Source organism: Streptomyces sp. YGL11-2 (genome assembly GCF_050054615.1).
In the GTDB taxonomy this organism is placed as follows: Bacteria; Actinomycetota; Actinomycetes; order Streptomycetales; family Streptomycetaceae; genus Streptomyces.
Genome location: NZ_JBNHIN010000032.1, coordinates 66,491 through 93,004 on the forward strand (window position 1 = coordinate 66,491; position 26,514 = coordinate 93,004).

Consider the following 26,514-nt stretch of genomic DNA (forward strand, 5'->3'; position numbering starts at 1 on the left):
GCCTAAGTCAGCGGGCGGCCGGGTGACCCCGGTGATCACCGGGGATGTGGTCCGGTGATCGCCGGGGACGTGGGGAGGAGCGGGGTCGGCCGTCAGCTGCCGGTGGCGGTCTTCCAGGCGTTGACGTAGGTGTCGAGGTTCTTGTCGATGTCGTTCCAGTCGGGCTGGAAGATCTGCACACCGTTCATGATCTTGGCGAGGGCGCTGGCGTTGGGGTCGGTGGGCTTGAGGTCGGTGCGGGAGGTGAAGCCGCCGCCGATGGCGGAGACCTCCTCCTGGACGGGGGTGCTGAGGAGGTAGTCGAGGAACTTCTTGGCGTTGGCGGCGTGCGGGGCGTTCTTGACCAGGCCGGCGGCGTAGGGGAGGGCGAAGGTGGCGGGCTTGGCGCCGGGCGCGGCGGCGGGGAAGAAGATGCCCTGCTGGGGCATGGACTTCATGTTGGCGTAGTTCATCTGCACATCGCCGTTGGCGACGAGGAGTTCGCCCTTGTCGACCTTGGGGGCGAGCTGGCCGGTGGAGGAGGACGGGCCGACGTTGTTGGCCTGGAGCTTCTTGAGGGCGTCCATGGCCGGGCCCTGGCCGCCGAAGTCGTGCAGGGCCTTGATGACGACGGCGGTGCCGTCGCCGGCGACGCCCGGGGTGGAGTACTGGAGTTTGCCGGCGAAGCGGTGGTCGGTGAGGTCCTGCCAGGTGGCCGGGGGCTGCGGGAGTTCCTTCTTGTTGTAGATGAAGCAGAAGTAGTTGTTGACGACGGAGGTCCATCTGCCGTTGGGGTCCTTGTCGGCGGCGGCGACCTTGTCGGATCCCTGGGGGCGGTAGACGTCCAACAGGCCCTTGTCGTCGGCCTGTTGGATGAAGGGGGGCAGGGTGACGACGACGTCGGCCTTGGTGTTGGAGCGCTCGCGGGCCAGGCGCTGGACGGCGGCCCCGGAGCCGGACTCGACGTAGTCGACCTTGATGCCGGTCTGCTTCTCGAAGTCCTTGAAGACCTTGTCGTAGAAGCCGTCGCCCTTTTCGCTCTTGAGGCCGTCGGCGCTGTAGACGGTGATCTCCTTGGCGTTGGGGTCGGCGGAGGAGCCGGTGCCGCAGGCGGTGAGGGTGCCGGCGAGGACGAGGGCGGCGGTGCCGGCGGTGAGGGCGGGGCGTACGGGGCGGGGGCGGGGGCGCGGGGTCATGGTGTGGGTGACTCCTGTGGTGAGGAGGGGAGTTGGGGCCGTGCGGGGGGGGGCGTGGGGGGAGCTTGGGGGGCAGGGGTCAGCGGTAGCCGGCCCTGGTGCGGATGCGGGCGACGCCGGCGAGCACGAGCAGGGTGGTGGCCATCAGGGCGACGGCCAGCGCGGCGCCGGTGAAGAGGGAGCCGCGGTCGGTGGCGGCGAAGATCTGGACGGGCAGCGGCATCCAGTCCGGGGGGTAGAGCATCATCGTGGCGCTCAACTCGCCCATGGAGAGGGCGAAGCACAGGCCGGCGGCCGCGGTGAGGGACGGCAGTAGCAGCGGCAGCTTGACCCGCCACAGGACGTACGCGGGGCGGGCGCCGAGACCGGCGGCGCTCTGTTCGTAGGCGGGGTCGAGGCGGCCGAGTGCGGCGGTCACGGACTGGTGGGCGAAGGCGGTGACCAGCACGGTGTGGGCGGTGATCACGATCTGCGGGGTGCCGTTGAGGAGGAACGGGGGCCGGGAGAAGGCGACGAGGAGGGAGAGGCCGACGACGACGGAGGGGACGGCGACGGGGAGGAGGAAGAGGGTGTCGAGCAGGCGGCGGGCGCGGCGGCCGAGTTTTTCGGCGGCGAGGGCGGCCCAGGTGCCGACGACGAGGGCGGCGGCGCTGGCGACGAGGGCGGTCAGGAGGCTGGTGAGCAGGGCGGTGGGGGCGCCGCCCTGCGCGATGTCCTGATAGTGGGCCAGGGTGAGGTGGGAGGGGAGGGCGCCGCTCCAGTCGGCGGCGAGGGAGGCGGCGGCGATCACCAGGAGCGGGAGGGCGAAGACGGGCAGGAAGAGGAGGAAGAAGGCCGCCCACAGGACCCTTCGGGCGGACGCGCTATGCACGAGCATGGTGGGCGGCTCCGGTGCGGGCGGGGGTGTCTGTGCGGGGGCGGCCGGTGGGGGTTCGGTCGCCTGGGGACCGGTCCGGGCGGGTGCGGGGCCGGGCGGTGCGGGAGGTGCCCCGGCCGGCGGCGGTACGGGAGACGGCCGTCCGGTAGAGGGCGTAGAGCGCGGCGGACAGCGCGACGTTGACGACCGCGACGACGCAGGCGCCGGTGTAGTCGCCGTCGAGGATCGCCTTGCTGTAGACGAGCACCGGCAGGGTGACGACGTTCTTGGCGCCGGTGAACAGGACGATCCCGAACTCGTTGAGGCTCAGGACGAGGACGAGTGCCCCGCCGGCCGCGAGCGAGGGCAGCGCCTCCGGGAGGATCACCGTGCGCACGATGCGCCACGGCCGCGCGCCCAGGGAGGCGGCGGCCTCCAGCTGGCCGGTCTCCACCTGGGAGAACGCGGCGAGCAGGGGGCGCATCACGAACGGCGTGAAGGAGGTGACCTCGGCCAGCAGGACGCCCCAGGGGGTGTGCAGGAAGTCCAGCGGGCCGTGGGCGGCGCCGGTGAGGTCCGTCCACAGGCCGTTGGCGATGCCGGCGGTGCCGTAGAGGAACAGCAGGGCGAGGGTGATCAGGAAGGACGGGAAGGCCAGGAAGACGTCGATGAAGCGGGCCAGGGCCCGGCCGCCGGGGAACGGGACGAAGGCGATGACGAGGGAGAGCGCGAGGCCGAGCAGCAGGGCGCCGAGGGTGGCGCCGGCCGCGAGGAGCACGGTGGTGGTGAGCGCGCCCTGGAAGGAGGCCGTGGCGAGGACGGCGGCGTAGGGGGCGGTGGAGGCCGCCGCGCCGTTCTCGGGGGTGAAGGACTGGGCCACCACCAGGGCGAGCGGGTAGAGGAAGACCAGGCCGAGGGCGGCGGCCGGCGGCAGCGCCCAGAGGGCCGCGGTGCGGCGGGGGTGGGTGCGGGGCTGGTGTTCAGGCATGCGGCGCCCCGTCCGCCGCGAGGCCCGCCGGGATGAGGACGGCGTCCTCCGGGGCGAAGTGCAGGGCGATCTCGGTGCCGAGCGCCGGGGGTTCGCGCAGTTCGCGGACGTCGGCCGTGATCCGGTGGCCGTGGGCCGCGACGTACAGCCGGTGGGTGGCGCCGCGCCACTGGATCTCGGTGACCGTGCCGTGCAGGGTGTTGCCGCCGGGCGCCGGGCTCGGGCCGAGGCCGACGAGGTGCGGGCGGACGCAGAGGGTGGCGGTGGCTCCGGGTGCGGCGTCGCCGACGGTTACGGTCAGCGGCCGGCCGTCGAACTCCGCCCCGCCGTCGCGTACGGTCACCGGCAGCAGGTTCGCGGTGCCCACGAACGAGGCGGTGAACTCGGTGCGCGGGCTGCGGTAGAGCTGCTGCGGGGTGCCGCAGTCGCGCAGCCGGGCGTTGTCCAGGACGGCGATCCGGTCGGCCAGGGTCAGCGCCTCGACCTGGTCGTGGGTGACGTAGAGGATGGTGACGTCGGGCAACTCGCGGTGCAGGCGGGCGAGTTCGGCGAGCATGTCGGAGCGGAGCCGGGCGTCGAGCGCGGACAGCGGTTCGTCCAGCAGCAGGACGCGGGGGCGGATGGCGAGCGCGCGGGCGATGGCGACGCGCTGCTGCTGGCCGCCGGACAGCTCCCGGGGGTGCCGGTCGGCGTAGCCGGCCATGCCGGTCATCTCCAGCGCCTCGGCGACCCGGCCGGGGATCTCGGCGCGGGGCGTCTTTCGCGCCTTGAGTCCGAAGGCGACGTTCTCGGCGACCTTCATGTGCGGGAACAGCGCGTACTGCTGGACGACCATGCCGATGCCGCGCTGGTACGGCGGGAGGTCGGTGACGTCCCGGCCGCCGATCAGCACCCGGCCGCGCACCGGCCGGACGAAGCCGGCGACGGCTCGCAGCGCGGTGGTCTTGCCGGAGCCGGACGGGCCGAGGAGGGCCATCACCTCGCCGGGTTCGACGGTGAGGTCGAGGGAGTCGAGGACAACGTTCTCACCGTGCCCGCCGTGTGGGCCGTAGCCGACCGTGACGTCGTCGAAGCGGATGCCGCAGGCCGGGGCGGGGGCGGCGGGAAGGCCGGGGCGGGCGGGTGCGGCGGCGGGGGCGGGCATCTCACACCACCCCCAGCAGCGCGGGCAGTTCGGCGATCGACCCGAGGACGTGGGTGGCGCCGGCTGCCTCCAGCTGTGCCGCGTCGTGTGCGCCGGTGAGCACGCCGGCGACGACCGAGGCGCCGCTGCGGCGACCGGCGATCATGTCGTAGGAGGTGTCGCCGGCCACCGCGATCTGCCGTACGTCGTCGGCGGCGCCGGTGCGGAGCAGGGCGGTGAGCACCATGTCGGGGTGGGGGCGGCCGCGGCCGCCGGCGTCGGCGGGGCACAGGGTCAGCGCGACCAGGTCGCGCCAGCCGAGGGCGTCGAGGATCGCGTCCTGGGTGACGCGGGCGAAGCCGGTGGTCAGCACGACGGTGCGGCCGGCCTGTTGGAGGGTCTCGATGGCCTCGCGGGCGCCGGGGAGGGGGGTGATCCTGCCGTCGTCGACCAGGTCGCCGTAGGCCGTCTCGAAGGCGCGGTTGGCGCGGCGGGCGGCGTCCTCGGTGGCGGCGGGGTCGCCGTCGGGGGCGGCGAAGAGGTGCCGGAAGACGGAGATCTTGGATTCGCCCATGGTGGCCCGTACGTAGGCGAGTTGCTCGGCGTGGGCGGGGCTGCCCGGCTCGACGCCCAGGTGCCGGGCGGCGGCGTCGAACGCCTGCTCCACCAGGCCGTCGTCGGCGACGGTGGTGCCGGCCATGTCGAGGACGGCCAGCCGGACGGCGTCCCGGTCGTGCGCGGTGGGGTTCGGACGGGGTGTCAACTGGCTCACCATCCCAGTTCGTTGGCGGTGGTTTCGGCGATGGCCGGGGAGCAGGTCATACCGCGTCCGCCGGGCCCGGTGACCAGCCAGACGCCGTCGCGGACCTGCTGGCGGTGGACGACGCGGGCAGTGTCGGTGCACTGGGCGTAGACCCCGGCCCAGCGGTGGCGGATGCGGGGCAGCGGGCGGCCGAGGATCGTCTCGACGACGCCGGTGAGGTGCTCGTAGGGCTCCTCGACGGTGTCGAAGGCGAACGGCGCCCGGTATTCGTGGGTGTCGCCGATGGTCAGTCCGCCGTCGGCGCGCTGGACCATCAGCAGCTGCATCTTGTGCGCGGCGGCGGTCGGGGTCTGAGCCTGGCCGGCGTTGAGGGCGTCCAGGGCGTCGCCGCGGTAGGCGGGGTAGTAGCGGAAGCTGTCGGCGTCGGCGACGGAGGTGGTGAGCGGTTCGCCGAGCGGGTCGGTCTGCATCATCTGGAGGCGCACCCGGCGCACCGGCAGGTCGGGGACGAGTTCCCGGACCAGGCCGCCGAGCCAGGCGCCGGTGCACAGGATCACCACGTCGCCGTGGTGGGTGGCGCCGTGGTCGTCGCGGACCGCGCGCTCGCCGACCACCTCGCGGACTTCGCGCCCGCCGAGGTAGGTGTACCGGCCGGACGCCAGCAGCGCTTCCTTCAGGGCGCGTTGGGCGACGCGGGGTTCCACGGCGGCGTCCCGTTCGCACCACAGGGCGCCGGTGAAGTCGCCGCGCAGGGCGGGGTTGACGGCGCGGGCCTGCTCGGCGTCGAGGAGGCGGTAGCCGCGGGCGGCGGCGTCGGGGCGGCGGGTGGCGGCCTCGGCGACCGCGCGTTCGGCGTCGTTGCGGACGACGGTCAGCGAGCCGATGGCGCGGAAGCCGACACCGGGGACGCGCTCGCCGATGCCCTCCCAGAGTTCGCGGGCGCGGAGTGCGGTGGCCAACTCCTCGCCGCCGGCCCGGCCGCTGACCCAGATCTGCCCGAAGTTGCGGACCGAGGCGCCGCGGGCCTCGGCCTCCCGCTCGATGTGCCAGACCTCGTGGCCTCGTTCAACTGCGTGCCAGGCGTGCAGGGTTCCCAGCACGCCGGCTCCGACGACTATGACTCGCATGCCCCAGACGGTCGCGGCGGCGGGTGGCCCGCGGGGGGCGGTTCGGCGACGGGACGGTGAACAGGGGTCCAAAGTTGGCCTAGACCCGTTATCTTTCCGTGATATTGCGACGGGGCGCGGTGCCGCCGTCCGTAGCCGCCCGGCCGTCGCACGCGGCGGCCGGGCGGCTACGGGGTCGCGGGCCGGGTGCCCAGATGCGCGGTGAACGAGAACCGGTCCCCGCGGTAGAGCGACCGCACCCGCTCCAGCGGGCGCCCCTCGGTGTCCCGCGACAGCCGGTGGATCAGCAGCATCGGCAGTGCGCCGGGGGTGCCGATCAGCAGCGCCTCGCGCGGGGTGGCCAGCACCGTCTCCAGGCGCTCGTCCGCGTCCCCGAAGCCGATGCCGAGCCGCTCGTGGAGGTAGGCGTAGAAGGAGGAGTCCGGTGCGAAGTCGGCCGCCAGGTCCGGGACCCGGGCCACCGCGACGTAGGTGCTCTCCAGCCCGACCCGCTCGTCGTCGGCGAGCAGCACCCGCTCCATGTGCCAGACCGGGTCGCCGGCCGCCAGCGCGAGGTCGGCGGCGAGCGCCGGCGGACAGGGGAAGCGGTCCAGCGAGACCAGGTGCCGGCCGGGGGTGCGGCCCTGGCGGCGTACGCCCTCGGTGTAGCTGGCGAGGGACAGCGGCTGCTCCATCTTGGGCCCGGCGACGACCGTGCCGCGCCCCAGCCGCTTCAGCCGCCCCTCCAGCACCAGCTCACGCAGGGCCTGGCGCAGCGTCTCCCGCGAGACCGCGAACCGCAGGGCCAGTTCACGCTCCGCGGGCAGCGGTTCGCCTTCGCCCAACTCCGTGAGCAGTGCGGCGATTTCGACCTTCGCCGCGTAGTACTTGGGGATGCGTCCGTGCTCGGGAATGCCGGACCGGATGGGTGCGCCAGGTTCCTGGCCGTACGGGAACTCCACCCGGCGATCTTCGCATCGGCGGCGGGGGCGTGCGCCACGCCCCTCGGGTAACGGCTCGCGCCTTCGACCCATAGGCCCGGCCCTAGCGGAACAGCCCGGTCAGCACCAGCTCGGCGGCGCCGTCCGCGACGGTCCGGGATCCGCCGCGGGCCAGGGCCACCGCGGGCGCGGCCCCGGGTCCGCCGCCGGCCGCCGGCCGCGGCCGGCCGCGCAGCGCCGCGTGGTCGGCGAGGACCCGGGCCACGCCGTCCCGGAACGCCTCCGGGTGCGCGCGTACGGTGCGGCCCCCGAGCAGCACCCGGTCGATGTCCAGCAGTTCGACGAGGTTGGCCGCGGCCACGCCCAGCACCCGGGCCGCCGCCGGGAGATCGCCGCGGGCCACCGCCGCCAGGCACAGCGTCTCGACGCAGCCGCGCCGCCCGCAGCCGCACCGCGGCCCGTCCAACTGCACCACCTGGTGGCCGAATTCGCCGGCGCCGGTGTGCGGGCCGCGGTAGAGGGCGCCGCCCAGGACGAGCCCGGCGCCCAGTCCGGTGCCCAGGTGGAGGTAGGCGAAGGAGGCACCGGCCTCCTCGGGTGCGCGGCCGATGCCGAGCGCCGCCGCGTTGGTGTCCTTGTCGAGGACGACGGGCAGGCCGAGGCGGGCGGCGAGCGCGTCCCGCAGCGGGAAGCCGTCCCACTGCGGGAGGCCGGTGACCTGGCGCAGCACACCGCTCCCGTGGTCGAGCGGCCCCGGGCAGGCCACCCCGGCGCCGAGCACCGGCGGCCCGCCCGCCGCGTCCCGCAGCGCCGCGACCTCCCGCGCGGCGGCGGTCAGCACCGCCTCGGCGCCGGCGCCGAGATCCAGCGGCGCCCGGCGCTCGGCGACCGGCCGCCCCGCGAGGTCGGCCAGCACGCAGCGGAGCTCGTCGCGGTCCAGGTGCAGGCCGACGGCGTACCGGGCGTCGGGGACCAGGCGCAGTACGGTGCGGGGTTTGCCGCCGGTGGAGGCGCGGCGGCCCGCCTCCTCGGCCAGGCCGTCGGCCCGCAGCCGGGCAGTGATCTTGCTGACCGCCTGCGGGGTGAGACCGGTGCGCTCGGCCAGCTCCGGACGGCTGGCCCCCGCCTCCCCCGCCGCGCGCAGCAGCCCGAGCACCAGCGCGGCGTTGTGCCCGCGCAGGGCGAGGAGGTTCGCGCCGGGGCCGGCGGCGGGTGTCGTGGGGGCGGTGGCCGGGGGGTCGGGATCGTTGCTGCTCACACCCCCATTGTCCGCGCTGCTTGCACTTTGGCAACAGCGTTGCGAAAGTGGACGGCATGAATGACCCCCTGGGCACCCCCCACTCCCCCCGCCCGCCCTTCCGCGTCGGCCTCGTCGGATACGGCCTGGCGGGGTCGGTCTTCCACGCTCCGCTGATCGCCGCCACCGAAGGGCTGCTGCTCGACACCGTCTCGACCTCCGACCCCGAACGGCAGGCGCAGGCCCGCGCCGAGCATCCGCAGGTCCGCACGGTGGCCACCCCCGAGGCCGTCCTGGACCGGGCCGCCGCCGGCGAGCTGGACCTGATCGTGCTGGCGAGCCCGAACAAGACGCACGTCCCGCTCGCCACCGCCGCGCTGGAGGCCGGTGTCCCGGTCGTCGTCGACAAGCCGCTGGCCGCCACCGCCGCCGAGGCCGAGAAGCTCGCCGCGCTCGCCGCCGACCACGGGCTGCTGCTCTCCGTCTTCCAGAACCGCCGCTGGGACAACGACTTCCTGACCGTGCGCAAGCTGATCGAGGACGGTGCGCTCGGCGAGGTGTGGCGCTTCGAGTCCCGCTTCGAGCGCTGGCGACCCCAGCCCAAGGGCGGCTGGCGCGAGTCCGGCGACCCGGCCGAACTCGGCGGGCTGCTCTACGACCTCGGCAGCCACCTCGTCGACCAGGCGCTGACCCTCTTCGGCCCGGCCGCCTCCGTGTACGCCGAGTCCGACATCCGCCGCCCGGGCGCGGAGGCCGACGACGACACCTTCATCGCGATCACCCACGCCAACGGCGTCCGCTCCCATCTGTGGGTGAGCGCCACCACCGCCCTTCTCGGCTCCCGCTTCCGGGTGCTGGGGAACCGGGCCGGCTACACCAAGCACGGCCTGGACCCGCAGGAGGCCGCACTCCGCGAGGGCCAACGCCCCGGCGACGAGGGTGTGGAGTGGGGCGTGGAGAAGCGGACCGGCTGGGGCCGCCTCGGCGCCGGGGCGGCTCCCCGCAGCGGCGGCGGCGAGCCGGTGGAGACGCTGCCGGGCGACTACCCCGCCTACTACGCCGCGATCGAGCGGGCCCTGCGGGAGGGCGGCGAACCGCCGGTGACCGCCGCCGAGGCCGCGGCGACGCTGCGCGTCCTGGAGGCCGCCCGGATCTCCGCGGCCGAGGGCCGGACGGTCCGGATCGGGGCGGCGGCATGAGCGGCGCCGCGGGGGCGCCCGCCGCGGTCGACGAGATCGGCGAGCTGACCGCCCAGGAGGAGCGGCTGCTCTTCGACACCTTCGGCAACGACGAAGCCTGGGAGCTGGGTTCGCTGCTGGTCGCGCTGGCGCGGGAGCGCGGCGCCGCCGTCACGGTCGGCATCCGGCGCGGCGCCCAGCAGCTGTTCCACTGCGCCCTGCCGGGCACCTCCGCCGACAACGACGCCTGGATCGCACGCAAATGCGCCGTCGTCGAGCGCTACGGGGAGTCCTCGTACCTGGTCGGCGCCCGGTTCCGCGCCAAGGGCCGGACGTTCGAGGAGAGTTCCCGCCTCGACCCGGACCACTACGCGGCGCACGGCGGCGCCTTCCCCGTCCGGCTGCGGGGGACCGGCGTCGTCGGGGCGGTCGCGGTGTCCGGACTGCCGCAGGCGGACGACCACGCGCTGGTCGTCGAGGCGCTGGAGCGGTTTCTGCGCGGGGCGGCTTCCCACGTTGTCGGGTGTCCCGCCGTGGAGGTTTCCCACCGTTGCGCCTGCGGCGGGCGGGGTCCGCTGCGCGGGGCTTTCGAGGTGCGGTGACGGTCCTCCGGGGCCGGTGTGCAGGACTGCTTCGCTTTACGTCCTGCACACCGCCCCCTCCGGCCCGTCCCCTCTCGTTGTGGGTGGGATGAGAAGGGGATCCCAGGTTCCGTCCGGTGGTCGAACCTCGCCCGCGGGCATGCGAACGGCCACCGTCCGTGGTGGTGTTGGACGGTGGCCGTCGCGCGTGTGCTAGGCCGTGAATTCGTCATCCTTCACCGACTCGATGAATGCCGACCACTGCGAGACAGGGAAGATCAGCGCGGGTCCGGAAGGGACCTTTGAGTCACGGACGGGAATGAGTCCGGATGGGGCGAACGCACGGGAGAACTCTATGCACTGCCCGCCACTTGATCCGCTGTAGGAAGATTTCTCCCAGACAGCCTCGGTCAATGCCATGACAGATACTCCTTGCGGATTTTGTCGATAAAGGTCAGTGAGTCAGTGGGCGCCAACGCGTGTGACCTCAGCCGATCGTAATGCTCCGAGAAGAGAGCCACGGTTTCGGGTTGTTGGTAGAGTCGCCCTCCCTGCGGATCATCCGAGTACACAACGCTGGGATCCTCGTCAAAGGTAAGCAGAGTAAACGCCGGGACATGAGCCGCCGCAGCTCCGGCAGAAAACGGCACGACCTGAAAGTCCACACTCGGCGATTCGGCCGACAAGACGAGGTGATCAAGTTGCGCGGCCATTACGGCAGTTCCACCTACTACTGTGCGCAAACAAGCCTCGTGAAGCACAACCCAAACCAGTGGCCGGTTATCCTGCGTCAGGATGTCGCGTCGCCTTAGACGTGCGCCCACCTTGGTGTGTATAAATTCGGCGGACTCACGCGGATGCCCCGCGCGGAAGACGGCGTGCGCGTACTCCTCGGTCTGAAAAATCCCCATGATGCTCGTTGTTGAGAAGTCGAGAACCCGCGACGCCTCCCGCTCTCTTTCGAGATACGGCACAAACCACGAGGGGTTGTCGTCGCGTTCAATGTCTCCGAGCAGTCGCACAAACATGCCGCGTGTCTGAAACACGCAGTCGCACTTCTCTGCGAACCGTTGAGAGGGCTTCATCGTGCCCTTTTCAACCTTTGACACGTACGCCTCTGAATAACCGGCATACGTCCCAAGGTGTTTCTGCGTGATCTTCCGACCCGTGCGCACGTCTCTGACCGTTGCCCCAAAGCGCTGCAGCGGAGTCAAGTACCCCAGCCGTTCGTCCTCGGCCACCCCTCTGACCTCCCCCTATGTCGGCGCTGAACGATCAGACGCCAGGGCTGTACTTGACTGCCGCGTGGTCAAGCCTCTCAAGGCTACTGGTTCTGTGGTGAGTTGATGCCCCCACCAAAACGCGAAAGACCCCGGCGACCGACCGCACGGCCCAGGGCACGGCCACCAACGACCAGGAGGTTGACGACATGCGCAAACGCAGCCTGTGGCTCTTCGAACTGCTTTTGCGGGCGCTGTGGCTCTCGGTGCACGACATCGACGCCGGACGGCGCCGGATTCACCATCTGGAGGTGGTGAGTTGACGCCCCGCAACTGCCGCACCGTTCACCTGCCGGACCCGGTTCCGGTACCCGAACCCGAGCCCGCTGCCGGGTGCGACGTGTGCGCCGCCCTGGCTCGCCAGCGTGCGGTGGCGCGTGCCGCCGGAGATATGACGACGGTGATCGACCGCAGCATCGAGATCCGTCGGCACCCCCACGCGAAGGCGGTGCGCACATGAACGCGGGCGCATGGTCACGGTGGTGCCACTGGGCCGAGGAGGCGTGGAACCGGCACATCAGGCATCGGGAGCCGTACCGGCAACTCGACCTCGTGCGGGCGGAACTCAAGGCCCGTACCGCGTGGATGGATGAGCTGACCGAGGAAGACCTCGCGGAGCTGCTGCGCGGTCTGACCGCGTGCGTCGAGGCCGTAGGGGCAACGGACAGCGATGCCGAGCGTCAGGACGGCACGCCATGAGGAAGTGCTGCGGGGGGGCCGGTGATGGTCCCTTCCACCCATGAGCCCGCACCGTCCCCCTACGCGCACCCCCACCGGTTTTACCCACCCACAACGGGAGGGGACGGGCCGGAGGGGCCGGTGTGCAGGACGTAAAGCGAAGCAGTCCTGCACACCGGCCCCGGAGGACCGTCACCGCACCCGAAAGCCCCGCGCAGCGGACCCCGCCCGCCGCAGGCGCAACGGCGTAGCACCCGACAACGTGGGGCGCGGCACAGCGCAGCGGAACGGCGGAACGGCCGACAACGTGGGAGGGGGCCAACCGGCCTCAAAACGCCTGCGAGACCGCGTAGATACACAGTCCCGCCAACGCGCCCACGACCGTGCCGTTGATGCGGATGAACTGGAGGTCGCGGCCGANAACAGCGTGGGGATCAAGCCGAGCGCAGCGACTGCCGCTGGCGGCCCAGACCGTCGATCTCCAGCTCCACCACGTCGCCGGCCCGCAGATACGGCTTCGGCTCGGGCTGTCCCATCGCGACCCCGGCCGGAGTGCCGGTGTTGATGACGTCGCCCGGGTAGAGCGTCATGAACTGGCTGACGTAGCGGACCACTTCGGCCACCGGGAAGATCTGCTCGGCGGTCGTGCCGTCCTGCTTCAGCTCCCCGTTGACCCACAGCCGGATGCCCAGGGCCTGCGGGTCGGGCACCTCGTCGGCGGTCACCAGCCACGGGCCCAGCGGGTTGAACGTCTCGCAGTTCTTGCCCTTGTCCCACTGGCCGCCGCGCTCGATCTGGAAGGCGCGCTCGGAGACGTCGTGCGCCACCGCGTACCCGGCCACCGCCGCGAGCGCCTGCTCGTCGCTCTCCAGGTAGCGGGCGGTACGGCCGATGACGACGGCCAGTTCCACCTCCCAGTCGGTCTTCACGCTGCCGCGCGGCACCAGGACCGGGTCGTCGGGGCCCACGACCGTGTCCGGGGCCTTCATGAAGATGATCGGCTCCTCGGGGGTCGCGGCCCCCGTCTCTCGGGCGTGGTCGTGGTAGTTCAGCCCGATGCACACCACCTTGCCGATCCGGGCGACCGGCGGGCCGGTGCGCAGCCCGGCGGCGTCCAGCGCGGGCAGCCCGCCGGACGCGGCGGCGGCCCGTATTCGGGCCAGCGCCGCGTCGTCCGCGAGCAGTGCGCCGTCGATGTCCGGCACCGTGTCCGACAGGTCCCGCAGGACGCCGGTGTCGTCGAGCAGCGCCGGGCGTTCCGCCCCCACATTTCCGACGCGCAGCAGCTTCATCGGTACAACTCCCGTGGTCGATGGGTCGGCCCCGAAGGGTTCTCCAGGGCCGGCCGATGGGGGACGGCCATCGAGCGTTTTGGCCGATCCTCCAAGAACAGGGTCCGGTCCGCAAGACCCCCGTCCACGGAGTGGACCGTTACCGAGGGGTAGTGACGGCCTGGTCAGCAGGGGAGGAAGATCCGGACGCCGGTTCCGCCGGTCCAGGCGTGGCGGCCCGGCCGCCGTCCGCGTCCCGCCTCCCGGCCCGGTCCGCCCGCGCGGCGGCGTTCGCCCGCGCCCGGGCGGCCTGCTGCCGAGCCGCCCGCGTCCTGGGCGCCCGCTTCCGCGCACCGCCGGACGGCGTGCGGCCCTGCGCTTGAGCGGGAGCCGGCTCCGGCTCCCGCACCGGCTCCCGCACCGGCTTCCGGTCCCGGTGCAGCAGCGCCCGTTCGCACGCGGTCCAGGCCGTCGAGGTCACCAGGTAGAGCCCGGCCGCCAGCGGCACCACCGCGACGGTGATCAGCGTGCCGAAGGACAGCAGCGGCATCACCTTGAGCAGGGTGCCCATACCGGGTACGGCCGTACCGCCGGGGCCCGCCGCCGGCGCCGGGTTGGCCGCCGCCGTGGCCCGCGCCCGCCGGTAGTTCCAGGTGGCGACCGCCCCGATCAGCGCGAACAGCCCGAGGTAGACGAGCCCGTGCGGCCCGAACACCCCGCCGTCCGCGAGCGCCTGGCGCCAGCTGCCGCCGAGCGGCGCGCCCAGCAGCGTATGGCCGAGCAGGGTCGCGTTCCCGCTGGTGAAGATGCGGTACGTCACGAAGAAGACCGGCACCTGGAGCGCGGTCGGCAGGCAGCCGGCCAGCGGTGAGGCGCCGGACTTGGCGTACAGCTCGGTCATGGCCTGCTGGAGCCGTTCGCGGTCGCCCCCGTACCGGCGCTGGAGTGCGGCGATCTGCGGGGCGAGCACGGCACGGGACTTCTCGCCGCGAGCCGCGGCGCGGGCGAGCGGGTGCAGTGCGGCGCGCACGCCGAGGGTGAACAGGACGATGGCGACGGCCGTGGCCGAGGCACCGAAGAGCGGGGCGAGGGTGTCGGCGCCGCGCGCCAGCGCATCGCCGAGGACGTCGAAAACGGACATGGGTGAGCCCTCCACGGGTCTCGTCGTGCCGGAACGGGATCGGCGTGACGAGCGGCGTGGACGCGCACCGGTACGGGGGCGGGGCAAAGGAGGCGGCGGGCGGGAGCGGGCAGGCACGCGGGGGCAGCGGAGCTGCCGCCCGCAAGTGCCGTGAGTGCCCGCCAAGACCCGCGAAGAGTCGGAATGCCCGTGAATCCCGGGAGATGCCCGGGAGTTGCGCCGAGGTGCCGGGGCGTCTACGCGGCCGTCGGGAGGGCGCGGCCCGGCGCTCGCGGGCGCGGCCGGCCGGCGGCGTCCGGGTCGCGCTGCGGCAGGAACGCCGTTCGGCGCTCGCGGTCGCGGATGGCCGTGCGGATGCGGCCCGGCGGCACCGGGCGGGCGGTGGCCGCCAGGGCCAGGGCGCTGCACAGCAGCAGGAGCGCGGCGGTGGTCGCGGCGGCGGTCAGCGCGGTCGTCAGACCGCTCTGGGCGAGCAGGAGCCCGGCGAGGAGGAAGAACAGCGCGGAGGTGTAGAGGCGCCAGGCGTCGACGATGCGGTGCATCCGGCGTCCCCCTCTTCCCGTGGCCCGGTGGGCCGTTCGCGCCCGGCGCGTGGTCGCACAGGGCTCGTTCCGCGACAAAGACTTGTCGTCTTCCGCTCAAGAGTAGCCATACTCCTGGGCAGCCGGGAAACCTGCCGGTAACTTCCCTCCCCCCGAGGGAGGTCCCATGCGCGACATCAGCGTCCCGGCCCTGGCGGCTCCACTGCGGACCGGCGGCCTCGCCGACTCCGTCTTCGACACGGCCGCGCACCGCCCGGACTTCGCCCAACTCGCCCGCCGCGACGCCGATGCCCCCGGCGGCTGGCGCGAGGTGACCGCGGCGGCGTTCCGCGACGAGGTGACCGGGCTGGCCAGAGGGCTGCTGGCGGACGGCATCCGGCCGGGGACCAGGGTCGCGGTGATGTCCCGCACACGGTACGAGTGGACGCTGTTCAGCTGTGCGCTGTGGGCGATCGGCGGGCACCTGGTGCCGGTGTACCCAACCGCGTCGGCCGAGCAGCTGCGGTGCATCCTGACCGGGGCGCGGGTGGCGGCGATCGTCGTCGAGAACGAGGCGCAGGCGATGACGGTGGCCGAGGCGTGCGACGCGACCGACCGGGACCCGGCGCTGCGGTGCATCTGGCAGCTGGACCGGGACTGTGTACGGCGGCTGACGGAGGAGGGCACCCGGCTGCCCCAGGCGGAGGTGCACCGGCTGCGCCATGCGGTCGCCCCGCACAGCGCCGCCGCGATCGTGCACACCTCGGGGACCACCGGCCGGCCGCGCGGCTGCGTGATCACCCACGCCAACCTGGCCGCCGAGTGCGACACCCTCCTCGCCGGCTGGGGCGGCCTGCTGGCCGCGCCCGGCGAACGCCCCTCGCTGCTGGCGTTCCTGCCGTTCGCGCACATCTACGGGCTGATGGTGCAGGTGGCGTGCCTGCGCGGCGGGGTGCTGCTCGGCCACCAGCCGGAATGGGCGTCGGAGGAACTGCTGCCGGCGCTGGCGTCGTTCCGGCCGACGTTCCTCTTCGCGGTGCCGTACGTCTTCGAGAAGCTCACCACCCGCGCCCGGCTCGCCGCCGAACAGGCCGGCCGGGGGCGGATGTTCGACGCGGCGATGACAGTGGCGGTGTGCCACGCGGAGGCGCAGGCGGCGCGGGCGCGGGGCACCGGGCGCGGCCCCGGCCCGTGGCTGCGGGCCCGGCACGCGCTCTACGACCGGCTGGTGTACTCCCGCCTCCGCGCGCTGCTGGGCGGCCGGGTGCGGACCGCGGTCTCCGGCGGCTCACCGCTGCGCCGGGAGCTGGGGCTGCAGTACGCCGGCGCCGGCATCACCGTCTACGGCGGCTACGGCCTGACCGAGACCAGCGGGGCGATCACCGTGCAGCCCCCGGGCCGGGTGCGGTTCGGGACGGTGGGCCGCCCGCTGCCCGGCAGCGCGGTGCACCTGGCGCTGGACGGGGAGGTGTGGGTGCGCGGGGCGGTGGTGTTCGCCGGATACCTCGACGACACGGGGCTGACCGGCGGCGGCTACCGCGGCAACTCCCCCGGCCTGTACGGCGGCTGGCTGCCGACCGGCGATCTCGGCCGGCTGGACGAGGACGGCTATCTGGTCATCACCGGCCGCAAGAAGGACGTCATCATCACCAGCAGCGGCTCCAGCGTCGCCCCGCAGGCACTGGAGCAGCGGCTGTGCGCCCATCCGCTGATCTCCCAGTGCGTGGTGGTGGGCGACGACCGCCCGTACGTGGCCGCGCTGATCACCCTGGACCCGGAGGCACTGGCGCACTGGCGGCGGCTGCGCATCGAGGCGGCGGCCGGCGACGGCGACCCGGACGGCTCCGGGGCGGCGGCGCGGGTGCCGTCGCCGGAGGAGCAGTTGCAGGCCGAGGTGCGGCGGGCGGTGGCCCGTGCGAACGCGGCGGTGTCGCGCGCCGAGTCGATCCGCGCGTTCCGGGTGCTGCCGGGCGAGTTCAGCCAGGAGGCGGGGCTGCTGACGCCGTCGCTGAAGCTGCGCCGGGCGGCGATCGTCAAGGCGTACGCGTCCGAGATCGACGCGCTGTACGCGGGCTGACCAGCGCGTATCCGCCCGCGGCGCACATGGGGACGTTAGCAGGGCCGCGGCGGCGTGGGCCGGTATTTGTCCAGGGGTGAGGATCCGGGGCCGGGCGGCCCCGGCGGCGCCTAGCGTCCCGGTCATGCGGTCGATCTCCGGCACCAGGAAGAAAACCCCCGCCTCCGGGCGGGCCATCGCCACCGGCCTGGTGGTCTGCGCGCTGCTGGCCACGCTCGCGGCGCTGCTGCTGCCCGTGCAACTCTTCGGCGAGAGCGCGTCCGCGGCCACCAACACAGTGGGATACGACGACGACGGCGGGGGCACCGTGAACACCCGCTACGGCCCGCTGACCGCGATGGACCGGGACTTCGTCAAAAAGGTCCGGCTGGCCGGCCTGTGGGAGATGCCCGCCGGCCGGCAGGCGCAGGCGCGCGGCCGGACCACCGCCGTCCGCACCGCGGGCGACCATCTCGTCGCCGGCCACACCGAGTTGGACCGCCGGTCGCGGGAGGCCGCCCAGCAACTCGGCATCGCCCTGCCCAACCAGCCCACCGCCGAGCAGCAGGGCTGGCTCGACCAGCTCGGCGCCGCCTCGGACGAGAACTTCGGCCCGCTCTTCGCGGAGCTGCTGCGCCGCTCCCACGGCAAGGTCTTCGGTCTGGTCGCGCTCGTCCGCGACCAGACCCGCAACTCCGTCGTCCGCGCACTGGCCGACCGGGCCAACGCCGTCGTCCTGGACCACATCACGGTCCTGGAGCACACCGGCCAGGTCGACTTCGGCACCCTACACGGCACCTGAGCGAGCCGCGGGCCCCGGTACCCACCCCCGCCCGGCCTCCCTGCCCCCCTCCTGCCCCTACCTGCCCCTACCTGCAGCCTTCCTGTCTCCTTCCTGCACCCTCCCCAGCCCTTCCCGTCCCTCCCCTGTCCCAACGCCTCCCCTTCCCCCCAACGGACGAAGCGAAGTGATCCCCACATGAGCCGACGGACCCACCCACAGCGCCACCAGCAACGCCAACAGGCCCACAAACGCTCGCGGTTGAGCACCCGCATGACGGTCGCCGGGATGGCCCTCCTGCTGGGCGGCGGCGCGCTCACGGCCATCGCCAGCACCGCGTTGGCCCACAACTCCGGCCCGGACCCCGTACCGGGCCATCAGCACCTCACCGCGACCGCCGCCACCATCTCCTGCCCCGATGTCGGCGAGAACCTGCGGACCGTACCGAGCGGCGCCCGGCTCCAGGTCTCCCAGGGGCTGGCCTCCCTCGACCGCCAGGTGTCGGACGCGTACCGGACGATGACGGCGGGCGGGGGCAGTAGCGGCACGACGCTCGGCGCGCTGGAGCGGCAGCGCCGGCAGACCATCGGGGCGATGGCGGACGCGATCGCCCACGGCGGCGCCCAACGCCCGGACGACCTGATGCGAATGAGCGCCTGCACCACCAAGCCCACCGGGACGACCCCCGACCGGGATCTGAGCCAAAGTCAGAGCCAAAGTCAGAGCCCGAGTCAGAGCCAGGTCTGGGGCAGAAACCAGCGGCAGGGGCAGCAGCCGGGGCAGGGGCAGGGGCAGGGCGGGCACCACCAGCAGACCGGGCCCTCGCGGGACGACTTCACGGACATCACCACCGTCGCGCCGGGCACCGGCGGCCCGCCGTTCCTCACGCCCAGGGGCCGGGGCGCGTCCACCGGCACCTTCACCAGCGCGTGCGGGCGCAACGAGAACGGCCACTTCAACTCCGACAACGTCATCGTGACCCCGGGCGTGTCCAACGGCGCCCACCACACCCACGACTACGTCGGCAACAAGACCACCGACGCCTTCTCCACCGAGCAGTCGCTGGCCGCGTCCGGCACCACCTGCTCCAACGGCGATCTGTCCACGTACTACTGGCCGGTGCTGCGCAAGCTGGACGGCACCACCTCGCCGAAGCCGGGCGCCGGGGGCGACGGCAACTCCGGCTCGGTGCTGACCCCGGCCTCGGTGACGCTGACCTACCACGGCAGCCAGACGGGCGCCGTACGGGCGATGCCGCGCTTCCTGCGGGTGATCACCGGCGACGCCAAGGCGTTCACCAACGGGCCGAAGAACGCGCACGCCTCATGGAGCTGCACCGGTTTCGAGAACCGGCAGCTGACGGACAAGTACCCGCTGTGCCCCCGGGGTTCGCAGGTGGTCCGCACGCTGGCCTTCCCCGGCTGCTGGAACGGCCGCACCACGGACAGCGGCAACCACCGCGACCACACGGCCTTCGCCGACCGGAACGGCGCCTGCCCGCAGGGCTTCACGGCGGTGCCGCAGCTCGTCGAGCGGCTGACGTACGACGTGCCGCCGGGCGACAGCTTCGCGGTGGACAGCTTCCCCGAGCAGCTGCGCAAACCGGTGACGGACCACGGTGACTTCATCGACGTGATGCCGGACGGGCTGATGAACCGGGCGGTCGGGTGCATCAACGGCGGCAAGACCTGCTCCTGATCCCGCACGACAGTCGGCCGCCGTCCCCGCTCCGTGAAGGAGCGGGGACGGCGGCCGTCGGTGTGTTCGGGAGGTACGGGCGGCGCGTCACAGGCCGTTGACCCGGGCCTCCCTGGCCATGCCGAGGGGCCGGATACTGGACGCCACCGCGCGCGCCCGGCGGCCGGCGCGCGCCCGCCGACTGCGGACATGGGCCATCAGACGGCGGCTGCGGAGGGCCATCTCCAGCTCGAAGCGGGTCCGCGGATCGCGCAGCGCCGGGCCGAAGAGCTTCTCGATCTGACGCAATCGGTAGCGGACGGTCTGCGGATGGACGTGCAGCAGCTTGGCGGCCTCGGGGGCGCCGCCGCCCTCCAGCCACGCCAGCAGGGTGACCTCCAGGCGTTCGTTCTGACGTGGCGTCAACTCTGAGAGCGGGCCCAGCCAACGAGACGTCAGGGCGTCCGCCAGCGACTCGTCCTGAAGGAGCAATAGCGCCGAGAGGTGGTCGTCGACGAACGCGGGGCGCGTCTCCGGGCCGCCCCGGCCGGGCGCCAGGGACAGCAGATAGCGCGCCCAGCGCAGCGAGGAGGCGGCGTCCGCGGCGGGGACGGCATGGCCGACGGCGGCCGCGCGGCCCTTGAGGGCGGCTTCCAGGCGGGCCCTGGTCTGGGTGGCCGGGTCGGGCACGAAGAGGGCGGCGTAGCCGTCGACGCTGCCGATGAGCGCATGCCCCAGGGCGGCGGCGAGTTGGGGCGCCTCGGCGGCCGTGGCGAGGACCACGGCCTGGACGGTGTCGGGGACCGGCCAGCCGGCCGCCCGGGCCAGTTCACCGAGGCCGCCCTCCGGCGTCTCCCGCTGTCCGGCGAGGGCGTCGAAGAGGTCCTGACGGGCCCGCGCCACCGGCATCGGGGTCACGACGGACGGCACCGCCGGGGGCTTGCTTTGCGATGATTTCTGGTACCCGAGAACGGTCAGCAGTGCCTGCTCCAGCGCCCATTGGGCATCTTCCACAGGCGTGTCACCGAGAAGTGCGGCCATTGCCGGAAATCCGCGCTGCAACTCCGTGACCACCTCCTCCACAAGGTCCGGAAGTTCATTTCTCACGACCCGGGTCCACTCGCCACGGGGCTGCGCCCAAAGGCGGTTCAGGAGATCACACATCGCTACCTCGATCCTGGCGGGGATGCGGCTGGACAGGGAGTTGACGCCCTGTGTGCGCCTGAGTCGGCATCATCCGGAGTCCTCCCCGAGGTCCGCGACGCACGTGCAGGAATTTGTCACAGCGCGCTAAACATCAGGAAATCCAGCGGAGGTTCGGTGATGCTTTTGGTCATCCGGATTACGGCCGCGAGTATCCGGCCGGTTACGGAATGTTGAGTGTTACCGGGGGTCACACGAATAGTGGTCCGGACAAATGCCCCGGAGCCCCTCGGAATAAATACCACTGCCGGGATATATCGCCGGAATTTGCGTACGGCAACCTGTTACGTCCCGCCCTCGGGAGGTCTGATGCCCGCCCCGCCCCCACGCCCCGCCCCAACCACCCTGCTGCGCCCGGCACTTCCCGCCGCACTGCTGCTCTTCCTCGCCGTCACCCTGCACTCCGGCGCGATGGACAGCACGGTGCACTTCCTGGACTACGGCGCCGGGGTACTGGCCCTGGTCTCGCTCTCCGCCACGGTCCTGTGGGGGCTGGCCGCCACCGACCGGATGGTGCTGCACACCCCGCACCGGCTGCTCGCACAGGCCGTGCACCGCGGCACCGGCATCGCGGGCCTGGGCTTCCTGGGCCTGCACATCTGGGTGAAGGTCGCCCAGGGGCAGACCGGGGCGGCGGCCGCCGCGGTGCCGTTCACCGACGGCGTGCGGCCGGCGCTCATCGGCTTCGGCACGCTCGCCGCATACGGGTTCGTGGCGGTCGCGGTGAGCGGGGCGGTGCGCGGCGCGTTCACCGGCCGCAGCTCCGCGCGCTGGTGGCGGGCGCTGCACACGGTCGCCTACCCCGCCTGGGCGCTGGCCCTGCTGCACGGCCTCAAGTCCGGCCGCGCCGCCGCGGGTTGGGCGGTGGCGGGATACGGGATCGCGCTCGCCGGGGTGGCCGTACGGCTCGCCCTGCGGCTGCGCGGCCCGCGCCGCACCACAGGAAGTGAGCCCCGATGACCGCCCCCGCCCCCGCCCACCCACTGTCCTCCACCGCGGACACCGCACGGCTGCCCGTCCTCGCAAGCGCCCCTGGCCTCCCCGGTGTTGCCGCCCCGCTCCCCGGCCTGACGTCCGTGGGTCCGCCCCGGCTGCTGGCCGGGCTCGACGAACTGCCCCGCCTCGACCGGGTCGCCCATCTGACGCTGCACGGCCAGCCGCCCCGGCTGAGCGCGCAGGAGCTGGTGGCGCTGGCCGAGGACACCGACCTGCGCGGCCGGGGCGGCGCCGGCTTCCCGTTCGCCCGCAAGGTGACCGCCGTCCTGGACGGCATCCGCCGCGCCGACGGCAAGTCGGCGGTGGTCGTCAACGGCAGTGAGGGCGAACCCAGTTGCCTCAAGGACACCGCGCTGCTGCTGCACGTGCCGCATCTGGTGCTGGACGGCGCGCTGCTGGCCGCCGGGGCGATCGGCGCCCGGCAGATCGCGATCGGGGTGACCCGCCCGGACGTGGCGGACTCGGTGCGCCGCGCCATCGCCGAACGCGGCCCGGTCCGGCCGCCGTTAAGGGTCACCCGGCTGCCCGAGCGGTTCGTCACCGGCGAGGGCACCGCGCTCACCGGCGGCCTGTCCGGCGGCCCCGCACTGCCCTCCGGCCGCAAGGTCCGCTCCAGCGAACGCGGCCTGGACGGCCTGCCCACCCTGCTCTCCAACGCCGAGACCTACGCCCAACTCGCCCTGGCCGCACGGTTCGGCGCCCTCGGCTACCGCACCGCGGGCCTGCCCACCGAGCCCGGCACCCTGCTGCTGACCGTCGCCGGCCGCCAGGTCGTGGAGGCCCCCTACGGCACGCCGCTGCTCCAGGTCCTCACGCACTGCGGCCTGGACGCCGGGCAGGGCGTCCTCCTCGGCGGCTACCACGGCACCTGGCTCTCCCCCGACGCCGCACGGACCGCGACCCTCTCCCGCGACGCGCTGGCCGTCCACGACGCGGTGCTGGGCGCCGGGGCGGTCCTGCCGCTGCCCCACGACACCTGCCCGGCGGGCGAGACCGTACGGGTCGCGCGCTGGATGGCCGCCGAGTCCGCCGGGCAGTGCGGGCCCTGCGTACTGGGGCTGCCCGCCCTCGCCGACCAGCTCGACCGCGCCGTACGGGGTGGCGGGGACGCCGCCCTGGAGGCCGTGCACGCCCGCCTGCGGGCGGTGCGCGGCCGCGGCGCCTGCAGCCACCCGGACGGTACCGCGCGCTTCGTGGCATCGGCCCTCGCCGCCTTCCCCGAGGAGTTCGACCGCCACGCGCACGGGTTCGGGTGCGGCCGTCCGGTGACCGGAGCGCTCCCGGTCACCGGACACCGGCCGCAACTCCCCGCCCCGCCCCGCTACCCGCCGCCGCCCTCGGCACCCCCGCCACCGCCCCCGCCGCCCGAACGGCTGCTGGTCGACTGGACGCTGTGCCGCGGCCACGGCCTGTGCGCGGAGGTCGTACCCGCCATGATCCGGCTCGGCCCGGACGGCTACCCCGAGACGGCGGGTATGCCGCTGCCGGCCCGTATGCGGCGCCGCGCCCAGCTCGCGGTACGCCGCTGCCCGGCCCTCGCCCTCCGCATCCAGAGCGGCAACTGACCCACCCTGACAGCCCGTTGCCCCACACGCCCAGAGAGGGAACCACACACCCCCACGGGCCCGCCCCCCACTCCCCCCACTCCCCCTCCCCCACTCCCCCATCCCCCACATCCCCTCACCCTCACCCCCACCCAAGGAGATTCGCCATGCCCGTCACCACACCCCCCTCGGCCCGGCGGCACGCCGTCCTGGCCGTCACCGCCCTCGCCGCCGCCCTCACCCTCACCACCGCCTGCGGCAGCAACGGCAGCGGACACGCCGCCGGCACCGGGAGCGGCACCGACAACGTCCAGCCCGCCGGCCAGGGCNCGCCGCCCTCACCCTCACCACCGCCTGCGGCAGCAACGGCAGCGGACACGCCGCCGGCACCGGGAGCGGCACCGACAACGTCCAGCCCGCCGGCCAGGGCAGCAGCGACTACGGCACCGGCTACGGCAGCAGCACCGGCGGCTACGGCGGCCAGGCCGGCGGCGACAGCGGCAAGCCCGCCGCGGCCGGCAAGCCCGCCGGCGCCCTCGCCCTGCACCAGTCCGACACCCTCGGCCCGGTCGTCACCGACGCCCAGGGCATGACCCTCTACCGCTTCGACAAGGACACCGCGAAACCCCCCACATCCAACTGCTCCGGCGACTGCGCGACCACCTGGCCGCCGGTCCCCGCCGACGGCGCCACCGCCCCCGCCGGGATCGCCCCCGACGCCCTCGGCTCGGTCACCCGCGCCGACGGCACCAAGCAGCTGACCATCGGCGGCTGGCCCGCCTACCGCTTCGCCAAGGACACCAAGCCCGGCGACACCAAGGGCCAGGGCGTGGGCGGCACCTGGCACGCGCTGGCCTCCGACGGCACCAAGGCGGGCACCCAGCAGCCGGGCGACGTCGGGGTGTTCGCCCAGCCCCAGCTCGGCAAGATCCTCGTCGACGGCATGGGCCGCACCCTCTACCGCTTCAACAAGGACAGCGCCTGGCCGATGAAGTTCGGCTGCAACGACACCTGCCTGGACACCTGGAAGCCCGCCAAGCCCGCCGACCGCTCCAAGCTCAACGGCATCTCCCCGCACCTCGTCTCCACCGTCACCCGCCCCGACGGCACCCGCCAGCTCGCCATCAACTGCTGGCCGGTCTACTGGTTCACCGGCGACAAGCAGCCCGGCGACATCAACGGCCAGGGCAAGATGGGCCTGTGGTTCGCGGTCTCCGACGACGGCAAGAAGAACACCAAGACCCCGTCCGGCGCGTCGAGCAGTGGCGCGGCGAACGGCGGCGCGGCCAGTAGTGGCGCGACGAGTGGCAGCACACCGAGTGGCGCGCCGAGTTCGGACGTCACCGCGACACCGGCGTACTGACCGGATCGCCCGGTGCCGGCACCCCGCCCCGCGGGAACTCGTCGTCCAGCGCCAGGACCTCGCCGTCCGGGCGGTCGTCGCCCGCCTCCCGCGGACCCAGCCAGGTCACCGCCAGCGCCACCGCCACGTTCAGCGCGAGACCGACGATGCCCGCGTTCATCCCCCACACCGGATCGTGTCCCCCGAAGACCAGCACACACACCAGCGCGAAGCCCGCCGCCAGGCCGCTCACCGCCGCGTACACCGTCAGCCGGCGCCACACCAGCCCCAGCAGCAGCATCGGCACCAGCTGCGCCATCCCCTCGTACGAGATCAGGGACAGCCGTACGAGGGTGGTGGGTGCGGTGTAGGTGAGGACCAGCGCGAGCCCCCCGGCGGCGACCACGACGAGCTGCGACCACAGCTTCTGACGGGTCGCCAGCCGGGGGATCGCACCCAGCACACTCCTCCCCCACATCGTGCCGATGACCAGCATGAACACGGCCATCGGCACGATGGAGGAGAGCGCCGCGGCCACCCCGATGACGCCCACCGCCCAGGCCGGAAGGGAGTCCACCACCAGCTTGAACAGCGCCAGGTTGGAGTCGGCACCGGCCAGCCCCGGCACCACGAACAGCGCCGCGAGCCCCAGCAGCATCGGCACGAACAACAGGACGTTGTAGAAGGGGAGGTAGATCGCGTTGCGGCGCAGCGCGTCGGCGTTACGGGCGCCGAGATAGCCCGCGACGGTCGTCGGGAAGACCACCACCGTCAGGGAGTTGACGAGCGTGGTGGTGATGAACCAGACCTGGCCCAGCCCACCCGACCGGTGGCCCGGAAAGGTCAGCCACTCCGGCTTCTCCGCGACGATGCGGTGGAGGAGCGGGCCGTAGCCGCCGAAGTAGTGCAGCGGCACGTAGACCGCCAGGAAGCCCAGCGTCACGATGACGAGGAGGTCCTTGAGCACCGACACCCAGGCGCTGCCGCGCAGCCCGCTGACGACGACGAAGCCGGTGGTGACCGCGAAGCCGATGAAACAGGCCCAGTTGAGGCTGATCGCGCCGTAGGAGATGGTGGAGACCACCACACCCATGCCGGTGATCTGCAGCTGGATGTACGGCAGCAGGCACACGGTGGCGAGCACCGCGACGGCGGCGCCGAGCCAGGGCCGCCGGTAGCGGTGCGCGACGATGTCGGTGATGCCGACCAGACCGTGCCGGCGGGCGTACGCCCACAGCATCGGCCCGACGACATAGCCGATCGCGTAGCCGCACGACATGTAGGCCAGGACGTAGAGCACCGGCGCGCCGAAGTTGTAGCCCCAGCCCGCCGCGCCCAGGTAGCTGAGCTGGTGTAGCTCTCCCCGGCCATCAGCACCCAGATGAAGACGGTGCCCAGGCTGCGCCCGCCCACCGACCACTCTGTAAGTCCGCCGCCGGCCCCCCGGCCGCGGACCGCCAGCAGGCCCAGGACGACGGTCAGCACCATGAAGGCGGCGAAGATGGCGGTGGCGACGGTGGCGTTCATCCCCGCCCCCGCTCGTCCGCCGGACCGGGGGCCTGCGACCGGGCACGCCGGAGATCACCGCGCCACGCCAGCCACACCGCGAGCGGCGTCAGCAACGTCGCCAGCAGCATCCAGAAGAAGAGGAACGGCAACCCGGCGACGGTCGGCGTCACCCGGTTCACGAGCGGCAGCACCGCCAGGAACAGCACGTAGGGCAGCAGTAGCCAGGCCGCTGCGCCCTTCCGCTGCGCTTTGCCGCGCCCCACGTTTTCGGCTTCCCCGCCATTCCGCTGCGCTTCGCCGCGCCCCACGTTTTCGGCTTTCCCGCCGTAGGTCCGTTTTCGCACGTCGCCCGAGCCTAGTCGCTGCGCGCTGGGCTGACTTCCCACGTTTTCGGCCGTCCCACCGTGCGCCTGCGGCGGGCCGGCTTCCCACGTTGTGGGCTTACCCGCCGTGGGGGTTTGTCGCCGTGGCGCCTGCGGCGGGCGGGGCCGCTGCGCGGGGCTGTCGAGTGCGGTGACGGTCCTCCGGGGCTGGGTGTCCGGACTGCTTCGCTTTACGTCCGGACAC

At 73.3% G+C, this 26,514-nt stretch carries 22 protein-coding genes and 4 pseudogenes; 9 read left to right on the forward strand and 17 right to left on the reverse strand.

The genetic code is table 11. The annotated features are described in order from the left end of the window. Nucleotides 1-92: 92 nt before the first annotated feature. The 8 genes from ACO1BR_RS29635 to ACO1BR_RS29670 all read right to left on the reverse strand — a co-directional run bounded on the left by ACO1BR_RS29635 (nt 93) and on the right by ACO1BR_RS29670 (nt 8,210). Nucleotides 93-1,175 carry a 2-aminoethylphosphonate ABC transporter substrate-binding protein gene (locus ACO1BR_RS29635; RefSeq protein ID WP_426798166.1) on the reverse strand — a complete coding sequence of 361 codons (1,083 nt, stop codon included), beginning with the start codon at nt 1,173-1,175 and terminating at the stop codon, nt 93-95. A 79-nt stretch (nt 1,176-1,254) separates the two neighbouring features. Beyond that, nucleotides 1,255-2,052, reverse strand: coding sequence for an ABC transporter permease (locus ACO1BR_RS29640; RefSeq protein ID WP_426798167.1), 798 nt, complete (start codon nt 2,050-2,052; stop codon nt 1,255-1,257). Continuing rightward, nucleotides 2,039-3,019, reverse strand: a complete 981-nt coding sequence (locus ACO1BR_RS29645) for a 2-aminoethylphosphonate ABC transporter permease subunit (RefSeq protein WP_426798168.1) — start codon at nt 3,017-3,019, stop codon at nt 2,039-2,041. Before ACO1BR_RS29645 ends, ACO1BR_RS29640 begins: the two co-directional genes overlap by 14 nt. Continuing rightward, the gene (locus tag ACO1BR_RS29650; protein ID WP_426798169.1) at nt 3,012-4,163 is read right to left on the reverse strand and encodes an ABC transporter ATP-binding protein; all 1,152 of its coding nucleotides are present in this window, start codon (nt 4,161-4,163) and stop codon (nt 3,012-3,014) included. Before ACO1BR_RS29650 ends, ACO1BR_RS29645 begins: the two co-directional genes overlap by 8 nt. 1 nt (nt 4,164) lies before the next feature. Then, nucleotides 4,165-4,917, reverse strand: coding sequence for a phosphonatase-like hydrolase (locus ACO1BR_RS29655; protein WP_426798170.1), 753 nt, complete (start codon nt 4,915-4,917; stop codon nt 4,165-4,167). Next, nucleotides 4,911-6,032 carry a TIGR03364 family FAD-dependent oxidoreductase gene (locus tag ACO1BR_RS29660; protein WP_426798171.1) on the reverse strand — a complete coding sequence of 374 codons (1,122 nt, stop codon included), beginning with the start codon at nt 6,030-6,032 and terminating at the stop codon, nt 4,911-4,913. Before ACO1BR_RS29660 ends, ACO1BR_RS29655 begins: the two co-directional genes overlap by 7 nt. A 167-nt stretch (nt 6,033-6,199) precedes the next feature. Beyond that, entirely contained in the window at nt 6,200-6,973 is a 774-nt protein-coding gene (locus tag ACO1BR_RS29665) for a GntR family transcriptional regulator (RefSeq protein ID WP_426798172.1), read from the reverse strand. Between the two features lie 82 nt (nt 6,974-7,055). Then, entirely contained in the window at nt 7,056-8,210 is a 1,155-nt protein-coding gene (locus ACO1BR_RS29670; RefSeq protein WP_426798173.1) for an ROK family transcriptional regulator, read from the reverse strand. A 56-nt stretch (nt 8,211-8,266) separates the two neighbouring features. Between ACO1BR_RS29670 and ACO1BR_RS29675 the strand changes: the two genes are divergently transcribed. Together ACO1BR_RS29675 and ACO1BR_RS29680 are read left to right on the forward strand one after the other, a co-directional pair. After that, complete coding sequence (locus ACO1BR_RS29675) at nt 8,267-9,388, forward strand: Gfo/Idh/MocA family oxidoreductase (RefSeq protein WP_426798174.1); 1,122 nt, start codon at nt 8,267-8,269, stop codon at nt 9,386-9,388. After that, nucleotides 9,385-9,864, forward strand: a pseudogene (locus tag ACO1BR_RS29680) (heme-degrading domain-containing protein); the annotation flags it as partial. The gene ACO1BR_RS29675 and the pseudogene ACO1BR_RS29680, both read left to right, overlap by 4 nt. Before the next feature lie 297 nt (nt 9,865-10,161). On the opposite strand, the gene ACO1BR_RS29685 reads toward ACO1BR_RS29680, so the two are convergent. Next, a complete protein-coding gene (locus ACO1BR_RS29685) occupies nt 10,162-10,368 on the reverse strand; it encodes a DUF397 domain-containing protein (RefSeq protein ID WP_426798175.1) in 207 nt (68 codons plus the stop codon). Next, on the reverse strand, nt 10,359-11,189 hold the full coding sequence (locus ACO1BR_RS29690) for a helix-turn-helix domain-containing protein (RefSeq protein WP_426798176.1): 831 nt from the start codon (nt 11,187-11,189) through the stop codon (nt 10,359-10,361). Before ACO1BR_RS29690 ends, ACO1BR_RS29685 begins: the two co-directional genes overlap by 10 nt. Before the next feature lie 495 nt (nt 11,190-11,684). On the opposite strand from ACO1BR_RS29690, the gene ACO1BR_RS29695 reads away from it, so the two are divergent. Then, nucleotides 11,685-11,927, forward strand: coding sequence for a hypothetical protein (locus ACO1BR_RS29695; protein ID WP_426798177.1), 243 nt, complete (start codon nt 11,685-11,687; stop codon nt 11,925-11,927). A 307-nt stretch (nt 11,928-12,234) separates the two neighbouring features. Here the strand turns inward: ACO1BR_RS29695 and ACO1BR_RS29700 are convergent. From ACO1BR_RS29700 to ACO1BR_RS29715, 4 genes and pseudogenes are all read right to left on the reverse strand, one after another. Continuing rightward, nucleotides 12,235-12,324 (reverse strand): annotated as a pseudogene (locus tag ACO1BR_RS29700) (DUF445 family protein); the annotation flags it as partial. Nucleotides 12,325-12,340: 16 nt separating this feature from the next. Further along, entirely contained in the window at nt 12,341-13,198 is an 858-nt protein-coding gene (locus ACO1BR_RS29705; protein WP_426798178.1) for a fumarylacetoacetate hydrolase family protein, read from the reverse strand. Between the two features lie 139 nt (nt 13,199-13,337). Beyond that, nucleotides 13,338-14,318: a YidC/Oxa1 family membrane protein insertase gene (locus ACO1BR_RS29710; protein WP_426798179.1), complete on the reverse strand. Its 981-nt coding sequence runs from the start codon at nt 14,316-14,318 to the stop codon at nt 13,338-13,340. A gap of 236 nt (nt 14,319-14,554) precedes the next feature. Continuing rightward, entirely contained in the window at nt 14,555-14,860 is a 306-nt protein-coding gene (locus ACO1BR_RS29715) for a DUF6412 domain-containing protein (RefSeq protein WP_426798180.1), read from the reverse strand. A gap of 166 nt (nt 14,861-15,026) precedes the next feature. Between ACO1BR_RS29715 and ACO1BR_RS29720 the strand changes: the two genes are divergently transcribed. The 3 genes from ACO1BR_RS29720 (at nt 15,027) to ACO1BR_RS29730 (ending at nt 19,374) form a co-directional block, all read left to right on the forward strand. After that, a complete protein-coding gene (locus tag ACO1BR_RS29720) occupies nt 15,027-16,916 on the forward strand; it encodes an AMP-dependent synthetase/ligase (protein WP_426798181.1) in 1,890 nt (629 codons plus the stop codon). Between the two features lie 124 nt (nt 16,917-17,040). Next, a complete protein-coding gene (locus ACO1BR_RS29725) occupies nt 17,041-17,697 on the forward strand; it encodes a DUF4142 domain-containing protein (RefSeq protein WP_426798182.1) in 657 nt (218 codons plus the stop codon). Between the two features lie 252 nt (nt 17,698-17,949). Beyond that, the gene (locus ACO1BR_RS29730) at nt 17,950-19,374 is read left to right on the forward strand and encodes a DUF1996 domain-containing protein (protein WP_426798191.1); all 1,425 of its coding nucleotides are present in this window, start codon (nt 17,950-17,952) and stop codon (nt 19,372-19,374) included. An 87-nt stretch (nt 19,375-19,461) separates the two neighbouring features. Here ACO1BR_RS29730 and ACO1BR_RS29735 read toward each other — a convergent pair whose 3' ends face one another. After that, nucleotides 19,462-20,367 carry a PucR family transcriptional regulator gene (locus ACO1BR_RS29735; protein WP_426798183.1) on the reverse strand — a complete coding sequence of 302 codons (906 nt, stop codon included), beginning with the start codon at nt 20,365-20,367 and terminating at the stop codon, nt 19,462-19,464. Nucleotides 20,368-20,865: 498 nt separating this feature from the next. On the opposite strand from ACO1BR_RS29735, the gene ACO1BR_RS29740 reads away from it, so the two are divergent. The 3 genes and pseudogenes from ACO1BR_RS29740 to ACO1BR_RS29750 form a co-directional block, all read left to right on the forward strand. After that, nucleotides 20,866-21,516: a hypothetical protein gene (locus ACO1BR_RS29740; protein WP_426798184.1), complete on the forward strand. Its 651-nt coding sequence runs from the start codon at nt 20,866-20,868 to the stop codon at nt 21,514-21,516. Then, complete coding sequence (locus tag ACO1BR_RS29745; RefSeq protein WP_426798185.1) at nt 21,513-23,117, forward strand: NADH-ubiquinone oxidoreductase-F iron-sulfur binding region domain-containing protein; 1,605 nt, start codon at nt 21,513-21,515, stop codon at nt 23,115-23,117. Before ACO1BR_RS29740 ends, ACO1BR_RS29745 begins: the two co-directional genes overlap by 4 nt. A gap of 139 nt (nt 23,118-23,256) precedes the next feature. After that, nucleotides 23,257-24,333, forward strand: a pseudogene (locus ACO1BR_RS29750) (SCO0930 family lipoprotein); the annotation flags it as partial. Nucleotides 24,334-24,436: 103 nt separating this feature from the next. On the opposite strand, the pseudogene ACO1BR_RS29755 reads toward ACO1BR_RS29750, so the two are convergent. Both ACO1BR_RS29755 and ACO1BR_RS29760 read right to left on the reverse strand, forming a co-directional pair. After that, nucleotides 24,437-25,965, reverse strand: a pseudogene (locus tag ACO1BR_RS29755) (sodium:solute symporter family protein). Further along, the gene (locus tag ACO1BR_RS29760) at nt 25,962-26,210 is read right to left on the reverse strand and encodes a DUF3311 domain-containing protein (protein WP_426798192.1); all 249 of its coding nucleotides are present in this window, start codon (nt 26,208-26,210) and stop codon (nt 25,962-25,964) included. Before ACO1BR_RS29760 ends, ACO1BR_RS29755 begins: the two are co-directional and overlap by 4 nt. Nucleotides 26,211-26,514: the final 304 nt, after the last annotated feature.